Here is a 15682-nt window from a genome sequence, read left to right on the forward strand (position 1 = left end):
AATACGGTACCGCTCCGGCTGGTGCCGGGCCCGCCGGCTCTGCCCCCGATTCGCAACCGCTACTTTCTTTAAACATGCACTACCTTCTCGGCTACGATATCGGTAGCTCTTCCATCAAAGCCTCTCTGCTCGACGCGGCCACCGGCCGCTGCGTGGCAGCTGCTACCACGCCCACCACCGAAATGGGCATGGATGTGCCCCAGCCAGGCTGGGCCGAGCAGCGGCCCGAGCGGTGGTGGCAGGAAATTATCAACGCCACCCGCCAGCTGCAGGCTACCTACGGTTTCGAGGGGGCGCAAGTGGCCGCCATTGGCATCACCTACCAGATGCACGGTTTGGTGCTGATAGATGCCCAGGGCCAGGTGCTGCGCCCGGCCATCATCTGGTGCGACAGTAGGGCGGTGGAGCTGGGCAACCAGGCCTTTGCCGAGCTGGGCGAAGCGCATTGCCTGGAGTATTTTCTGAACTCACCCGGCAACTTCACGGCCTCCAAGCTTAAGTGGGTACAGGAAAACGAGCCGGCGGTGTACGCCCAGATCCACAAAATTCAACTGCCCGGCGACTACATTGCCTTCAAGCTGACTGGTGAGCTGCAAACTACCGTGTCGGGGCTGTCGGAGGGCGTGTTCTGGGACTTCAAGAACCAGGCCCTGGCTCAGGAGCTGCTCGACTACTACGGCATCAGCCCGGAGCTGCTGCCCGAGGTGGTGGATACGTTTTCGGTGCAGGGCCGCCTGAGCGAAGACGCCGCCCGGACACTAGGCCTGGCGGCCGGTACGCCCATCAGCTACCGGGCCGGCGACCAGCCCAACAATGCCTTTTCCCTGAACGTGCTGCAGCCCGGCGAAATAGCCGCCACGGCCGGCACCTCAGGCGTTATCTACGGCATTACGGAAGCCCCGGCCTCCGATGCCCAGTCACGGGTGAATGCCTTTGTGCACGTGAACAGCACCCCCGGGCAGCCCCGCAACGGCGTGCTTATGTGCATGAACGGCACCGGCATCCTGAACAGCTGGCTGCGCCGGATGGTGGGCGAGCTGCCCTACGACGAAATGAACCGGCTGGCCGCCGAAGCCCCGGTAGGAGCGGAGGGGCTGGTATTCCTGCCCTTCGGCAACGGGGCCGAGCGGATTCTGGCCAACCAGCCCGCCGAGGCCGCCCTGCTGGGCCTGAACCTGAACGTGCACTCCCGCGCCCACCTGCTGCGCGCCGCCCAGGAGGGCATTGTGTTTGCCCTCATGTACGGCCTGGGCATCATGCGCGACATGGGCGTGGCGGTGCATACCGTGCGCGCCGGCAACGCCAACATGTTCCTGAGCCCGGTGTTCCGCGAAGCCTTCGTGAATACCGGCAACCTCACCCTGGAACTCTACAACACCGACGCGGCCCAGGGCGCGGCCCGCGGGGCGGGCGTGGGCGCGGGCATTTACGCCTCGGCCGCTGAGGCCTTCGGCGGGCTTGAATGCCTGCTCACCGAAACGCCCGACCCGGCTTTGCAGCCGCAGTACGCAGCGGCCTACGCCCGCTGGCAGCAGGCCCTTCGGCATCAACTCAACGCATCTACTTCTTCATTTTCAAGCTTCCCGACTCATGTCACGCAACACGCTTTCTAAAACCGAATTCTTCACCGGTATCAGCCCCATTCAGTTTGAAGGGCGCGAGTCGGACAACCCCTTGGCCTTTAAGTGGTACGATAAGAACCGCGTGGTAGCCGGCAAAACCATGGAGGAACACCTGCGCTTCGCCGTGTCGTACTGGCACACCTTCACCGGCACCGGCGGCGACCCGTTTGGCCCCGGCACCAAGCAGTTTGCCTGGGATGCGCAGGGCGACATTCTGGGCCGCGCCCAGGACAAGATGGACGCCGCCTTTGAGTTCTTCACCAAGCTGGGCACGCCCTACTACTGCTTCCACGATATTGACCTGGTGGACGAGGGCAATTCCCTGCGCGAGTATGAGCATAACCTGCGTGCCATTGTGGAGTACGCTCAGCAGCACCAGCGGGAAAGCGGCGTAAAGCTGCTCTGGGGCACGGCCAACGTGTTTTCGAACCCGCGCTACATGAACGGCGCCAGCACCAACCCCGATTTTCAGGTGGTGGCCCACGCCGGTACCCAGGTGCTGAACGCCATGGACGCTACCATTGCCCTCGGCGGCGAGAACTACGTGTTCTGGGGTGGCCGCGAGGGTTATATGACCCTGCTTAACACCAACATGAAGCGGGAACTGGAGCACATGGGCCGCTTCCTGACCATGGCCCGCGACTACGCCCGCAAGCAGGGCTTCACGGGTAAGTTCTTCATCGAACCCAAACCCGCCGAACCCACCAAGCACCAGTATGATTTCGACGCCGCTACCGTCATCGGCTTCCTAAAGGAATACGGCCTGCAGGACGACTTCATGCTGAACCTGGAGGTAAACCACGCCACCCTGGCCGGCCACACCTTCCAGCATGAGCTGCAGGTAGCCGCCGACGCCAATATGCTGGGCTCCATGGATGCCAACCGCGGCGACTACCAGAACGGCTGGGACACCGACCAGTTTCCTAACAACCTCAACGAGCTGACCGAGAGTATGCTCATCATTCTGGAGCATGGTGGCATTAAGCCCGGCGGCATCAACTTCGACGCCAAAACCCGCCGCAACTCCACCGACCTGGAGGACATCTTCATTGCCCACATTGCCGGCATGGACACCTTCGCCCGCGCCCTGGTAACGGCCGACAACATTCTGCAGAAATCCAGCTACCGCAAGTTCCGCACGGAGCGCTACGCTTCCTTCGACAGTGGGGCCGGGGCTGCCTTCGAGAAGGGCCAGCTCACCCTGGAAGACCTGCGCCGCCTGGCCCACGAAGCCGGTGAGCCAACTATGCGCAGCGGCAAGCAAGAGTGGCTGGAAGCCATCATCAACCAGTACATCTAGCTTATAGGAGTTATGAATGATGAGTTATAAATTATGAGCTGGGTCGGTTGGAGGCCGAGCGAAACTCATCATTCATAACTCCTAATTCATCATTCACCCAAACAAACCCGGCTGGTTTTTCACGGGAGGGCGTGGGAACCCGAGGGGAGAACCGGCCGGGAATGTTTTGCGGGGAGGTTGCCGGAATACGCGCATTGCGGTACCTTGAGGGCAGCTTTTTCCCTGTTTCTTACCTGCGGCCTTCTGGCCCGTCTGTTTATCGTTCATGCAACACCAACTCGCGACTCTCGACTACGTCGTCTTTTTCATCTACTTCCTGATTGTCTCGGGGTACGGTATTTGGATTTATCGGCGCAAAACCGGCCACGACGGCACCATGGAGGGAGATTCCAAGGATTACTTCCTGGCCGAAGGGTCGTTGACGTGGTGGGCAATCGGCTCCTCCCTGATTGCCTCCAACATCTCGGCGGAGCAGTTCGTGGGCATGTCGGGCTCGGGCTTCAAGATGGGCTTGGCCATTGCCACTTATGAGTGGATGGCAGCCCTCACGCTCATTATTGTAGCCGTGTTCTTCATTCCGGTATACCTGAAGAATAAAATCTTCACGATGCCGCAGTTTCTGCATCAGCGCTACAATGGCACTGTGGCCATGATTATGGCCATTTTCTGGCTGGCCCTCTACGTGGTGGTGAATCTGACGTCTATTCTCTACCTCGGGGCCATTGCCATCAGCAGCATTGCCGGCCTCAACCTGGAGTTCTGCCTGTATGCCCTGGCCTTTTTTGCGGTGATTATTACCCTGGGTGGCATGAAGGTAATAGGCTTCACTGATGTGATTCAGGTGTTTTTCCTGATTCTGGGCGGCTTGGCCACTACCTACCTGGCCCTGAATCTGGTAGCCGACCACTACGGCCAATCGGGCGTGCTGGCGGGCTTCAACCTGATGACTGAGCAGGCGGGTGACCATTTCCAGATGATTTTCAAGCGCGACAATGAGAACTACATGGACCTGCCCGGCCTCACGGTGCTGCTGGGCGGCATGTGGATTGTGAACCTGAACTACTGGGGCTGCAACCAGTACATTACCCAGCGCGCCCTGGGGGCCGATTTGCCCACCGCCCGCGGTGGTCTGCTGTTTGCTGCCTTCCTCAAGCTGCTCATGCCCATTATTGTGGTGCTGCCTGGTATTGCGGCCTTTGTGCTCTTTAAAGCAGATGTGTTTGGGGCAGCGGAGTTTGGCCAGGGGGCCGATTTGAACCCTGACCGCGCCTATCCGGTGCTGCTTAACATTCTGCCGGTGGGCCTGAAAGGCTTGTCGTTTGCGGCCCTCACGGCGGCCGTAGTGGCCTCGCTGGCCGGAAAGGCCAACTCCATTGCTACCATCTTTACCCTGGATATCTACCAGAAAGTTCTCAACCCGGAGGCATCGGAGAAGAGGCTGGTGAACGTGGGCAAAATTGCCGTCGTAACCGCCATGATCCTGGGTGTGCTGATTGCGCCCCACCTGGGTATCGACAAAAAAGGCGGTTTCCAGTATATCCAGGAGTATACGGGGTTTGTGTCGCCGGGCATCTTTGCCATGTTCATCCTGGGCTTCTTCTGGAAGAAAACGACTTCCACGGCGGCCCTGTTTGCCACCATCGGCGGCTTTTTGCTGTCGGTGCTGTTTAAGTTCCTGCCCACCTTCGCCGACCTGTCTTTCCTGGCGCCTTTCGGGTTTGCCGTGCCCAATGCAGCCGGCGTGTACGAAATTCCCTTCCTCGACCGGATGGGTTTCGTGTTCATCATCTGCGTAGTCATGATGGTGCTGATTAGTTTGTTTGAAACCAGCCGGGGTGTGAAAACCAACGGCCTGGAAGTAGACCGGAGCATGTTCAAAACTACCCGCGGCTTTGCCATCGGGGCCATGACCATCATGGTTCTGCTCACTGTGCTCTACACCGTATACTGGTAGTCGTGCACGGGCCGGGCCCGCGGGGTTAACCCCTTCCAACGTGAAAACTCTCGCTGCTTACCGGCGCAGACTGGCAATGGCCAGTCTGCTGCTGGCTGGGGCTGCTGTGCTCAGTAGCCAGCAATCCGCCGCGCCCCCAAAAGGCCTCAAAGACTACTACAAAGCCTATTTCCCGGTGGGCGTGGCCGTGGGCCGCGCCCAGCTGCAAGGGCCCGAGGCGGCCCTGATTAAGCAGCAGTTTAATAGCCTGACGCCGGAAAATGCCATGAAGATGGGCCCGATTCATCCGGAGGAAAACCGCTACTTCTGGACCGATGCTGATGCCATTGTGGAATTTGCTCAGCAGAACAAGTTGCGGGTGCGGGGCCATAACCTGCTTTGGCACGAGCAAACACCCCGGTGGCTGTTCAAAAACGCCGACGGCTCCCGCGTGAGCAAAGACGTGCTGCTCAAGCGCCTGCACGACCATATTTTCGCGGTGGTGAAGCGCTACAAAGGTAAAATCTATGCCTGGGACGTAGTGAACGAAGCCACTGCCGACAACCCCCAGGAGTTTCTGCGTAACTCAGAGTGGTACCAGATCTGCGGCGACGAATTCATTCGCAAAGCCTTCGAGTACGCTCACGAGGCCGACCCGCAAGCCCAGCTGTTCTACAACGACTACAACACCGAGCGGCCCGAGAAGCGCGCCCGTATCTACAAGCTACTTAAGCAGCTTAAGGAAGCAAAAGTGCCCATTGACGGCGTAGGGCTGCAGGGCCACTGGTCGTTGCAGGAGCCTACCGAGCCGGAACTGCGCGCCGCCCTCGACCAGTACGCCTCCCTGGGTCTGAAGGTGCAGATTACCGAGCTCGATGTATCCATCTACCCCTGGGAAAAGGACCGCCGCGCCAAGCGCCCCGATGAGTCGGACGCCTACACGCCGGAGCTGGCCCGGCAGCAGGCGGCCCAGTACAAGATGTTTTTCCGCGTGTTCCGCGACTACCGCAAGGTGCTTACCGGCGTTACCTTCTGGAACGTGTCGGACAAGTACAGCTGGCTGGATACCTACCCCGTGGCCGGCCGCAAAAACTACCCGTTGCTCTTCGACCAAAACCAGCAGCCCAAACAGGCTTTCTGGGAAGTCGTGCAGTTCTAGAGCTGATTTCCCACCTGTCATCCTGAGCGGAGCGAAGGACCTTATGGCAATTGAACGATAGTCATTAGAACGGCTCGTTCCAACGTGATAAGGTCCTTCGCTCCGCTCAGGATGACAGATTGAACCCACCCGTACCATGCCTATACCTTTCCACCGTTCCGCACTGCTGAGCCTGTTGCTGAGCCTGTTGCTGCTGACGGGCTCCGCTGCCGCCCAGCCTGCCGCCTACATTTCCGCTAACAAGAGCAGCGGCAGCTTCCCGCTGGCCGTTTCCGGCAAAGCGGCCCCGCTCTACGCCAGCGCCCAGGACTGGCCCGGCGTACTGCGCGCCGCCCGGGATTTGCAGGCCGACATCAGCCGCGTAACCCGGCTCACGCCAAGCTTCACAATCGATAAAGTGTCAAGCGGGCCGGCTGTAGTGCTGATTGGTACGCTGGGCAAAAGCCCCCTGATTGACGGGCTGGTGCAGGCTGGCAAGCTGGATGCGGCGGGCCTGGCCGGCAAGTGGGAAACCTTTGCGGTGCAGGTGGTAGAAAAGCCGCTGCCGGGCGTGGCACGGGCCTTGGTTATTGTGGGCAGCGACAAGCGCGGCACCATCTACGGCATTTATGATGTGTCGCAGCAGATGGGGGTATCGCCCTGGTACTGGTGGGCCGATGTGCCAACCAGGCACCAAACGGCGCTATATGTAGCTGCCGGCCGCCACAGCCTGGGCGAGCCGCAGGTGAAGTACCGGGGTATTTTTATCAACGACGAGGCTCCGGCGCTGCAAAACTGGTCGAAGGAGAAATTCGGGGGCGTCAACTCCAAGATGTACGCCCACATGTTCGAGCTGATTCTGCGGCTCAAAGGCAACTATCTCTGGCCGGCCATGTGGGGTAACATGTTCAACGTAGATGACCCCCAGAACCCAGTACTGGCCGATGAATACGGTATTGTAATGGGTACTTCTCACCACGAGCCGCTCACGCGCGCCCACGCCGAATGGCAGCGCGGCGGCAAAGGCCCCTGGCACTACCAGACCAACGCCCCTACCTTGCAGGAGTTCTGGCGGGGCGGGATGCAGCGCATGGGTACCCGCGAGAATATCGTAACCATTGGTATGCGCGGCGACGGGGATGAGCCCATGAGCGAGGACAGTAACATTGCCCTGCTGGAAAAAATTGTGGCCGACCAGCGCCGCATTATTGAGGAAACTACCGGCAAGCCCGCTGCCCAAACGCCCCAGCTCTGGGCTCTTTACAAAGAAGTGCAGGACTACTACGACAAAGGGATGCGCGTACCCGACGACGTGACCCTGTTGCTCTGCGACGACAACTGGGGCAACATCCGTAAGCTGCCCAAAGTAGGGGAGAAGCCCCGGTCCGGCGGCTACGGTATTTACTACCACTTCGACTATGTGGGCGGGCCGCGCAACTACAAATGGCTGAACACCAATCCGCTGCCCCGTATCTGGGAGCAGATGCATCTGGCCCATGCCTATGGTGCCAACCAGATCTGGATTGTGAACGTGGGCGACCTGAAGCCCATGGAGCTACCCATCAGCTTCTTCCTCGACTACGCTTGGAACCCCAACCGCATCAGCGCCGACCAGGTGGCCGCCTACACCCGGCAGTGGGCCGCCCGGCAGTTCGGTGATAAGCACGCCGCCGATATTGCCGACATCCTGGCCACATACGCCAAGTACAACGCCCGCCGCAAGCCCGAGCTGCTGGATGCTACCACCTACAGCCTGGCCACTGGGGAGTGGGCCGCTGTAGTGGCCGAGTACAATGCTTTGCGCACCCGCGCCGAGGTCATCGAAAAACAGCTGCCGGCCACCCATCAGGATGCGTATTTTCAGCTGGTGCTACACCCGGTGCAGGCTTGTGCCAACCTCAACGAGCTGTATTATACCGTGGCCCTAAACCGGGAAGCGGCTAAAACCGGCCAAGCCACTACCAACGAGCTGGCCGCGAAAGCCAGGCTCCTGTTTGAGAAGGACGCGGAAATAACGCGCCGCTACCATGCCCTGGCCGGCGGCAAGTGGAACCACATGATGGACCAGACCCACATTGGCTACACTAGCTGGCAGCAGCCTGAACAGAACACCATGCCCACCGTACAGATGCTGCCCCAGCCCCCGGCCAACCCGCCTGCCACGCCGTCCGCCCCACTGGTTGCGGGTGCGTACGTGTCGGTGGAGGCGGAAAACTACAGCCGAGCCGTGCATGCCGGGGGTATCAGCTGGCAGCACCTGCCCGACCTAGGTCGCACGGCCGGGGCCGTTACCACGTTTCCGGTAACGGCCCCGGCAACGGAGGCTCCCGGCGGCACTAGTCCGCACCTGGAGTACCGCTTCACGCTCCGGCAGGCTGGCCCCGTTACGGTACATGCTTACCTGGCCCCCACGCTAAATTTCCTGGGCGGCCCGGGCCTACGCTACGCCGTGTCCATTGACGACGAAGCCCCTCAGCTCATTAATCTGCACACCGGTCTGGTAGCCGACAATGGCAACCGTCCCTGGGAAAAAGCCGTGGCCAATAACATTCTGCTCAACACCTCTGCCCACACCCTGGCAACACCCGGCGAGCATGTGCTGAAGTTCTGGCGCGTCGACCCCGGGGTAGTACTGGAGAAGGTGGTCGTTAGCGCCGGTAACCTGCCCGCTACCTACCTGGGGCCACCAGCAACCTCACCGAAGGTCCCTAAACCCAAGGCGGGCAGGTGGTAACACAACTACCGACAGGCAGCGTACGGAGCAACAAGTAGGCTGCCCTCTACCGGAACTACGGCAACTCCTGTACCCAGATGTTGCGGAAGCTGATGGGGGCGCTCGGGTCGCCGTGCGACTGGAGTTTGATGGGGGAGGGGCCGTGGGCCTCGTACTGGGGCGGGCCGATATAGCGGGTGGGGCCCGCCAGGGCTACGTTCTTCTGCACCGTTACGCCGTTGAACTGCACGGTTACGCGGGCCGGGGTGTTCACCGTGCCATCGGCCTTGAAAGTGGGAGCCAGCCACACCACGTCGTACGACTGCCACTCGCCGGGCTTGCGGCCGGGGTTGGCCAGTGGGATATGCTGCTTATAGATGCTACCCGCCATGCCGTTCACGTAGGTAGGGTTCTGGTAAGGGTCGAGGATCTGCAGCTCGTAGCCCAGGTCGCCCTTGCCCAGGGAGGCCAGAAATACGCCGCTGTTGCCGCGCACCTGGCCCTGGCCGGTTATATCGGCCGGTACGCGCCACTCCAGGTGCAAGCGGTAGTTGGTGAAGGTGCGCTTGGTTTCGATGTTACCCTTGGGCTTGTCCACCGTCAGCAGGCCGTCGGCTACCGTCCACTGGGCCGGCTGGGTCCGGTCGTCGGCCGATACCCACTCATTCAGGTTCTTCCCATCAAACAGTACAATGGCCTTGGCAGGCGGTGGGGTCGTTTTCAGCTTGCCCGCTACCACTTTGGGCTCGGGCTTCCACACCTCGGTGTCTTCCGGTTTACCGGTTTGCTGGGCCGCGGCGGCTAGGGAGAGGCTGAAAAGTGCAGCAGTCAGGAATGGGAGTCTCATGGGAAAAAACTAGAACGGTGTAGAGACGCGACACTTCGCGTCTGCTCGGTGAACGGTTCACACCGAGCAATGATAACAACCTCAGCAACGACGAGACGCCAAGTGTCGCGTCTCAACATTGCTCACACGTCGCAGAGCTGCACGGCCTGGCGCAGGGAGGCCAGCTTGTCGGGCTGGGTGGGAATGAACTCCTGGGCTACGTAGCCCTGGAAGCCGGTGGCCAGAATAGCGCGCATGATGGCCGGGTAATTCAGCTCCTGGGCGTCGTTCAGCTCGTGGCGGCCGGGCACGCCGGCGGTGTGGTAGTGCGCAATATAGCGGTGGTGCTCAGTAAGGGTGCGGATAACGTCGCCCTCGTCGATTTGCATGTGGTAAATGTCGTAGAGCAGCTTGAAGTGCTCGGAACCCAGGCGTTTGGCCAGTTCCACGCCCCAGACCGTCCGGTCGCACTGGTAGTCCTTGTGGTCGATTTTGCTGTTGAGCAGTTCCATTACCAGCACCACGTTGTGCTGCTCGGCCAGCTTAAGCAGCGGCTTGAGTCCGGCTACGCAATTCGCCCAGCCCTGCTCGTCCGTTTTGCCTCGGCGGTTGCCGCTGAAGCAAATCAGGTTGCGGTAGCCGGCCTTGGCTACCTGCGGAATCATGGCGGCATACTGCTGTTGCAGGCGGGGGTGAAACTGCGGGTCGTTGAAGCCGTCGACGAGGTTGATTTCCGCGCCGTTGCACATGGGCGAATCCAGCCCGTACTTTTTCAGCGTGGGCCACTCCTGCGGGCCCACCAGGTCAATACCCTTGATGCCCATTTCCCGGGCCGCGGCACAGAGCTGGTCCAACGGCAAGTCGGCAAAGCACCAGCGGCACACCGACTGGCGGATGTTTCCTTTCAGGACAGCGGGCATAGCAGTCGGGGTTTCATCAGGTACGCTAGCCCCGGCCAGTACCAGAGTACCCACGACGGCGGTGCTAGTCAGCAGTCCTTTGAGGGCGGCGCGGCGGTTCCAGGTGGTAGCCATAAAATCAGATTATATGAGACGAGCCGGAAGGCAGTCATGCAGAGGCGTAGCCGCAGCATCTCGCGTGCGGATGTTGAAATGCTATTCAGGCGTCAGCACGTGAGATGCTGCGGCTACGCCTCTGCATGATGGTTTAGTTGGCATTGGCTAAGCGCGTGGCAGCATCCACACCGGCCGTTTCAGTAGGTACGGGAGCCGCAGTGCGCTCTTTGAACAGCAGCAGGAACAGCACCAGCACGGCGGCGGCAATACTGGCCGGAATCAGCCAGATCATGCGCCAGTCGTGGGCCCCGGCCGCCAGCTGGTACTGGTCGAAGATGCGGCCCGAGAGCAGCGTGCCAATCAGCATCCCCACGCCGTAGGTAGCCAGGGTGATGAAGCCCTGGGCGGAGCTCTTGAACTGCTCGCCGGCCAGGTTGTCGGTATAAATCTGGCCCGTCACGAAGAAGAAATCATAGCAGATGCCGTGCAGCACAATACCGGCAATCAGCAGCCAGTAGCCGTTTTCCCCGCCGCCGTAGGCGAAGCACACGTAGCGCAGCACCCAGGCTGCCATGCCAATAGCCAGCATCTTCTTCACGCCCAGCTTGCTGAAAAACAGCGGAATAGCCAGCATAAACAGCAGCTCCGATACCTGCCCCAGGCTCTGCACGCCGGCGGCGGCCTTCATGCCCACCTCATTCAGGAAGGGGTTGGTGAAGCCGTAATAAAAGGCCAGCGGAATGCAGATAGCAATGGAAGCCAGAAAGAACGTGAGGTAGGAGCGGTTTTTGAGCATTCCAATAGCATCCAGCCCCAGCAAACTGCCCACGGAGCTGGACTGGCCCTTTTTCACGGGTGGCGTGGCGGGCAGCGTGAAGCTGAACACGCCCAGCAGGGCCGAGGCCCCGGCGGCCATTAGGAAGGTAAGCTGCAGGCTGTTGCTCTGTTCCCAGTTCAGCCAGCCAATGGTGAGGCCAGCCACAATCCAGCCCAGCGTGCCCAGCACCCGAATGGGCGCAAATTCCTTCTGCGGGTTCTGCATCTGCCGAAAGGCAATGGAATTCACCAGCGCCAGGGTGGGCATGTAGAGCACCATGTACGTCAGGATGCTGGGGTAGAAGCTGCCGAAATCCGGGGCCTGAGAAGCCCGCCACAGTAGCACTGCCCCGGCCAGGTGCAGTACCCCCAGAATCTTCTGGGCCGAGAAAAACCGGTCGGCAATCAACCCCACGATAAACGGCGCCACAATGGCCCCGATGGACTGCGTAAGAAACGCCACGCCTACCTGTGTGCCCGAGGCTCCCAGGTTGCGCAGCAAATAGGTCCCCAGCGTGACAAACCACGCGCCCCAGATGAAGAACTCCAGGAACATCATGAGGGACAGTTTTACCCGGATTGCAGAGGTCATAAGCAAGGGCGAATAGGGGGTTGGGAATAGGCTGTCATTCCGAGCGAAGCGAGGAATCTGGGGATGACGTTACCTAAGTAATTGTCATGTTGAGCTTGCCGAAGCATCTCTCCCTCTGGCTAATTAATGGGCCTTGCAACGAAGCGGTAGAGATGCTTCGGCAAGCTCAGCATGACGGCCTTTATAGGTTGTTAAGAGCTGGTTTTTACTTCAGGCTCAGGATGTAGCGGGTCATTTCCTCGGCGTCTTTCTGGGAGAGGCCGGGATGGGGCGTCATGGCCACCTCGCCCCAGTTGCCGCTGCCCCCGGTTATGATTTTCTTGGCCAGCATGGTCACGTTGGCGGGGGTGTTGGGGTACTTGGCGGCAATGTCCTTGTAAGCCGGCCCCAGCAGCTTTTCATTGTCGCGGTGGCAGGTGGTGCAGTCGGAGCCGGCAATGAGCTTGGCGCCCGTCTCGGCCGGTGTGCCGGTGGGCGTGGTGCCGATTTTGGTGGCGTTGGTATCTACCTGCGGCTGCCGGGCCACGGCGCTGACGTTGGCACCGGTGGTGCTGTCCTGGGCAGTTTCGGCCTCATCGGCCAGGGTGTAGGTTTCCTTGGCGGCGGGCTTATCGGATTCGGAGCCGCAGGCGGCCAGGCCGGCGCAGAGGGTCAGGAGAAGAAGGCTGTTTTTCATGGGTGAGCTTGGGAAGGTTAGAGGCCGAGCAGGGTATTGTTGCGGGCCGCGTCGATGCCGGAGGCGGCAAAGTCGTCGAAGGCCTTATCGGTGACGCGAATGATATGGTTTTGGATGAAGGGCGCACCTTCGCGGGCTCCGTCTTCGGGGTGTTTGAGGGCGCATTCCCACTCCAGCACGGCCCAGCCGGGGTAATCGTACTGGGTGAGCTTACTGAAAATGGCGTTGAAATTCACCTGCCCATCCCCCAGGGAGCGGAAGCGACCGGCGCGGTCTACCCAACTTTGGTACCCCCCGTACACGCCCTGGCGGCCGCTGGGGTTAAACTCGGCATCCTTCACGTGAAAGGCCCGGATTCGCTCGTGGTAGATGTCGATATACTCCAGGTAGTCCAGGCATTGCAGCACGAAGTGGGAGGGGTCGTAGAGCAGGCAGGCCCGGGGGTGCTGGTCGACTTTCTCCAGGAATAGTTCGTAGCTCACCCCGTCGTGCAGGTCCTCGCCGGGGTGAATTTCGTAGCAGACGTCCACCCCGCACTCATCAAACACGTCCAGGATGGGCCGCCAGCGGCGGGCCAACTCGTCAAAGCCGGTTTCTACGAGGCCGGCCGGGCGCTGGGGCCAGGGGTACACGTAGGGCCAGAGCAAGGCCCCGCTAAACGTGGCGTGAGCCGTGAGCCCCAGCCGCTGCGAAGCCTGGGCCGCGTACTTCAGCTGCTGCACCGCCCACTGCTGCCGGGCGGCGGGGTTACCGCGCACGGCTTCGGGTGCAAAACCATCAAACAGCTGGTCATACACGGGGTTTACGGCCACCAGCTGGCCCTGCAAGTGCGTGGATAGCTCGGTGATTTCCAGACCGGCTGCCCGCACCGTGCCGCGCACTTCATCGGCGTAGGTCTGGCTTTCGGCGGCCAGTTTCAGGTCAATAAAGCGGGTGTCCAGGGTCGGGAGTTGCACGCCCTTGTAGCCCAGCCCCGCCGCCCACTCGCAGATGCTGGCGAGGCTGTTGAATGGGGCCTGGTCGCCGATGAACTGGGCCAGAAATATGCCGGGTCCTTTGATTGTTTTCATTTTTAGAGCTTAGAGCCAAGAACGTAGAGCTTAGAAAGTAGGCCTTTTCGGTTGAACGGAATCTGAGTTCTACGTTCTAGGGTCTAAGCTCTCAGGAGCCGGAAAGTCCGTCCATTTCTGCTCGGAGCGGCCCGAGGCAATAACGGTTTCAATGAAGGCCATGCCCCGCACGCCATCCTCAATACCGGGGTAATCCTGGGCTTCGGGTGGGGCGGGGTGGCCAGTTTGCTCGGCCAGCAACGTGAGGGCGAAATTGCGGTAGAGGTTGGCAAAGGCTTCGAGGTAGCCCTCGGGGTGACCAGCCGGAAGGCGGCTGTTGTGGCGGGCGGCGGCGCTGAGGTAGCCCGCGCCCGTGCGCCGGATTTCGGTGGGCCGGTCCAGCCACTTTACCAGCAGGGTGTTGGCATCGGCCTGCTGCCAGTCGAGGCCCCCTTTTTCTCCGTAGATGCGCAGGCGCACGTTGTTTTCCTCGCCGGCCGCTACCTGGGTAGCCACCAGTACCCCGCTGGCTCCGCTATTCAGGCGGAGCAGCACGGCCCCGTCATCATCCAGTTGGCGGCCGGGTACTACGGTATTGATGTCGGCGCAGAGTTGGGTAGCCTGCAGGCCGCTCACGTATTCCAGCAGGTTGAAGGCGTGGGTGCCAATGTCGCCCATGGCCCCGGCCACGCCGCTGCGGGCGGGGTCGGTGCGCCAGGCGGCCTGCTTGTTGTCGCCGCCTTCCTCAAAGGCGCTCAGCCAGCCCTGCGGATACTCCACGTACACTTTCCGGATGGTGCCCAGCGCCCCGGAGGCCGCCAACTGCCGGGCCTCCTTGAGCATGGGGTAGCCGGTGTAGGTGTGGGTGAGGCAGAGCTTACGGCCGGTGGCCTGCACCACCTGCTGCAGCTCCCGGGCCTCGGCCAATGAAAACGTCATCGGCTTATCCAGCACCACATCAAAGCCATTCTCCAGGGCCAGCTTAGCCGGCGCAAAGTGCAGGTGGTTGGGCGTCACGATGCTGATAACCTGCACCCGCTCAGCCGCCGGCCGCCGGGCTTCCTGCTCGATAAGCTCCTGATACGAGCCGTACACCCGCTCGGGGGCCAGGCCCAGCTCCCGGCCAGTGGCCCGGGAAGTGTCGGGGTTGCTGCTGAAGGCACCGGCGGTTAGCTCATACAGGCCATCCAGGGCGGCGGCCATGCGGTGCACCGCCCCGATAAACGCTCCCTGCCCCCCGCCAATCATGCCCAGTCGTAGTTTCATTCGGTTGCTTTTCAGTTTCTAGTTGTTAGTTGCTTGTTGTCAGTTGCTAGTTGCTGGTTTCGGTATAGTTCTGACAACTGATAACTAGCAACCATCAACCATAAACTGGCAACTCAAGTAGTCGCCCAGGCCCGGTCGCCTTTTTTGTAGGGGACGCAGCCCTCGTACTTGCCGGGTACGGGCAGGTAGCGCAGGGCTTTGGTGGCCCCCACTTCGGAGGTGAAGTAGCCCAGCAGCGTGAGCTCCTTGATCATGCGGAAGTAGTGGTTGGGCTGCTCCGGCGTTTTGGTTTTGGCGTAGGTTTTCTGCTCCGCGTCCAGGGCCGTGAGCAGGGCCGTGCGCTGGGCAGCGTCCAGTTCCATAAAGCCCTTGCTGTACTTCTGCTTGGCGGCGGCTTCCAGCTTGGTCAGGCCCTGCTTGAAGATTTGCTGGTCTTCGGGCTTGTAACAGTCGCGCACCATCACGGCCATGAAGCCGCCCACGTCGGCGGCCTTGGCACCCGGCGTTTTGGTGGGGGGCAGAATGGTGTCGCCCACTTCGTTCAGGTAGGCTACCTGCTCGGCAGTCAGCACGGCCGGCAGCTCTTTGGGTGCGGTAGCCGTGGGTTGTTTGGTCTTCGTTTTTTCCTCGCTGGGCGAAGAGCAGCTGCTCAGGAAATAGTCGCCCCCGATAACGGCTCCGCCCATCAGCAGAGCTACGCGGGCCAGGGCATCACGTCGGTTCATCATCGTTGGT

At 60.9% G+C, this 15682-nt stretch carries 12 protein-coding genes; 5 read left to right on the forward strand and 7 right to left on the reverse strand.

What is annotated here, in order from left to right; genetic code table 11:
* Positions 1-74 precede the first annotated feature (74 nt).
* The 5 genes from EI290_RS08805 (at position 75) to EI290_RS08825 (ending at position 8727) form a co-directional block, all read left to right on the forward strand.
* Positions 75-1613: a xylulokinase gene (locus EI290_RS08805; protein WP_125428814.1), complete on the forward strand. Its 1539-nt coding sequence runs from the start codon at positions 75-77 to the stop codon at positions 1611-1613.
* A complete protein-coding gene (gene xylA, locus EI290_RS08810) occupies positions 1591-2922 on the forward strand; it encodes a xylose isomerase (RefSeq protein ID WP_125428816.1) in 1332 nt (443 codons plus the stop codon). Before EI290_RS08805 ends, xylA begins: the two co-directional genes overlap by 23 nt.
* A gap of 265 nt (positions 2923-3187) precedes the next feature.
* Positions 3188-4876, forward strand: coding sequence for a sodium/sugar symporter (locus tag EI290_RS08815; protein ID WP_125428818.1), 1689 nt, complete (start codon positions 3188-3190; stop codon positions 4874-4876).
* A gap of 76 nt (positions 4877-4952) precedes the next feature.
* Entirely contained in the window at positions 4953-6014 is a 1062-nt protein-coding gene (locus EI290_RS08820; RefSeq protein ID WP_125429282.1) for an endo-1,4-beta-xylanase, read from the forward strand.
* A gap of 136 nt (positions 6015-6150) precedes the next feature.
* The gene (locus tag EI290_RS08825; RefSeq protein WP_125428820.1) at positions 6151-8727 is read left to right on the forward strand and encodes a glycosyl hydrolase 115 family protein; all 2577 of its coding nucleotides are present in this window, start codon (positions 6151-6153) and stop codon (positions 8725-8727) included.
* Between the two features lie 55 nt (positions 8728-8782).
* Here EI290_RS08825 and EI290_RS08830 read toward each other — a convergent pair whose 3' ends face one another.
* The 7 genes from EI290_RS08830 to EI290_RS08860 form a co-directional block, all read right to left on the reverse strand.
* Entirely contained in the window at positions 8783-9553 is a 771-nt protein-coding gene (locus EI290_RS08830; RefSeq protein ID WP_125428822.1) for a 3-keto-disaccharide hydrolase, read from the reverse strand.
* 122 nt (positions 9554-9675) lie between these two features.
* On the reverse strand, positions 9676-10566 hold the full coding sequence (locus EI290_RS08835) for a hydroxypyruvate isomerase family protein (protein ID WP_125428824.1): 891 nt from the start codon (positions 10564-10566) through the stop codon (positions 9676-9678).
* 133 nt (positions 10567-10699) lie between these two features.
* Entirely contained in the window at positions 10700-11956 is a 1257-nt protein-coding gene (locus EI290_RS08840; RefSeq protein WP_125428826.1) for a nucleoside permease, read from the reverse strand.
* A 205-nt stretch (positions 11957-12161) separates the two neighbouring features.
* Positions 12162-12632, reverse strand: coding sequence for a c-type cytochrome (locus EI290_RS08845; protein WP_125428828.1), 471 nt, complete (start codon positions 12630-12632; stop codon positions 12162-12164).
* 17 nt (positions 12633-12649) lie between these two features.
* Complete coding sequence (locus EI290_RS08850; RefSeq protein ID WP_125428830.1) at positions 12650-13702, reverse strand: sugar phosphate isomerase/epimerase family protein; 1053 nt, start codon at positions 13700-13702, stop codon at positions 12650-12652.
* Positions 13703-13771: 69 nt separating this feature from the next.
* Complete coding sequence (locus EI290_RS08855; protein WP_221766245.1) at positions 13772-14947, reverse strand: Gfo/Idh/MocA family protein; 1176 nt, start codon at positions 14945-14947, stop codon at positions 13772-13774.
* Between the two features lie 113 nt (positions 14948-15060).
* Entirely contained in the window at positions 15061-15675 is a 615-nt protein-coding gene (locus EI290_RS08860; RefSeq protein ID WP_246008904.1) for a gluconate 2-dehydrogenase subunit 3 family protein, read from the reverse strand.
* Between the last annotated feature and the right edge of the window lie 7 nt (positions 15676-15682).

Origin of the sequence: Hymenobacter metallilatus (genome assembly GCF_003944705.1) — a bacterium.
In the GTDB taxonomy this organism is placed as follows: Bacteria; Bacteroidota; Bacteroidia; order Cytophagales; family Hymenobacteraceae; genus Hymenobacter; species Hymenobacter metallilatus.

What these genes read in the sequence shown, in the direction of transcription:
- EI290_RS08840 (WP_125428826.1), bottom strand. Translation starts at nt 11,956, where the DNA reads ATGACCTCTGCAATCCGGGTAAAACTGTCCCTCATGATGTTCCTGGAG.
- EI290_RS08805 (WP_125428814.1), top strand. Translation starts at nt 75, where the DNA reads ATGCACTACCTTCTCGGCTACGATATCGGTAGCTCTTCCATCAAAGCC.
- EI290_RS08855 (WP_221766245.1), bottom strand. Translation starts at nt 14,947, where the DNA reads ATGAAACTACGACTGGGCATGATTGGCGGGGGGCAGGGAGCGTTTATC.
- EI290_RS08850 (WP_125428830.1), bottom strand. Translation starts at nt 13,702, where the DNA reads ATGAAAACAATCAAAGGACCCGGCATATTTCTGGCCCAGTTCATCGGC.
- EI290_RS08860 (WP_246008904.1), bottom strand. Translation starts at nt 15,675, where the DNA reads ATGATGAACCGACGTGATGCCCTGGCCCGCGTAGCTCTGCTGATGGGC.
- EI290_RS08845 (WP_125428828.1), bottom strand. Translation starts at nt 12,632, where the DNA reads ATGAAAAACAGCCTTCTTCTCCTGACCCTCTGCGCCGGCCTGGCCGCC.
- EI290_RS08835 (WP_125428824.1), bottom strand. Translation starts at nt 10,566, where the DNA reads ATGGCTACCACCTGGAACCGCCGCGCCGCCCTCAAAGGACTGCTGACT.
- EI290_RS08815 (WP_125428818.1), top strand. Translation starts at nt 3,188, where the DNA reads ATGCAACACCAACTCGCGACTCTCGACTACGTCGTCTTTTTCATCTAC.
- EI290_RS08830 (WP_125428822.1), bottom strand. Translation starts at nt 9,553, where the DNA reads ATGAGACTCCCATTCCTGACTGCTGCACTTTTCAGCCTCTCCCTAGCC.
- EI290_RS08820 (WP_125429282.1), top strand. Translation starts at nt 4,953, where the DNA reads ATGGCCAGTCTGCTGCTGGCTGGGGCTGCTGTGCTCAGTAGCCAGCAA.
- EI290_RS08825 (WP_125428820.1), top strand. Translation starts at nt 6,151, where the DNA reads ATGCCTATACCTTTCCACCGTTCCGCACTGCTGAGCCTGTTGCTGAGC.
- xylA (WP_125428816.1), top strand. Translation starts at nt 1,591, where the DNA reads ATGTCACGCAACACGCTTTCTAAAACCGAATTCTTCACCGGTATCAGC.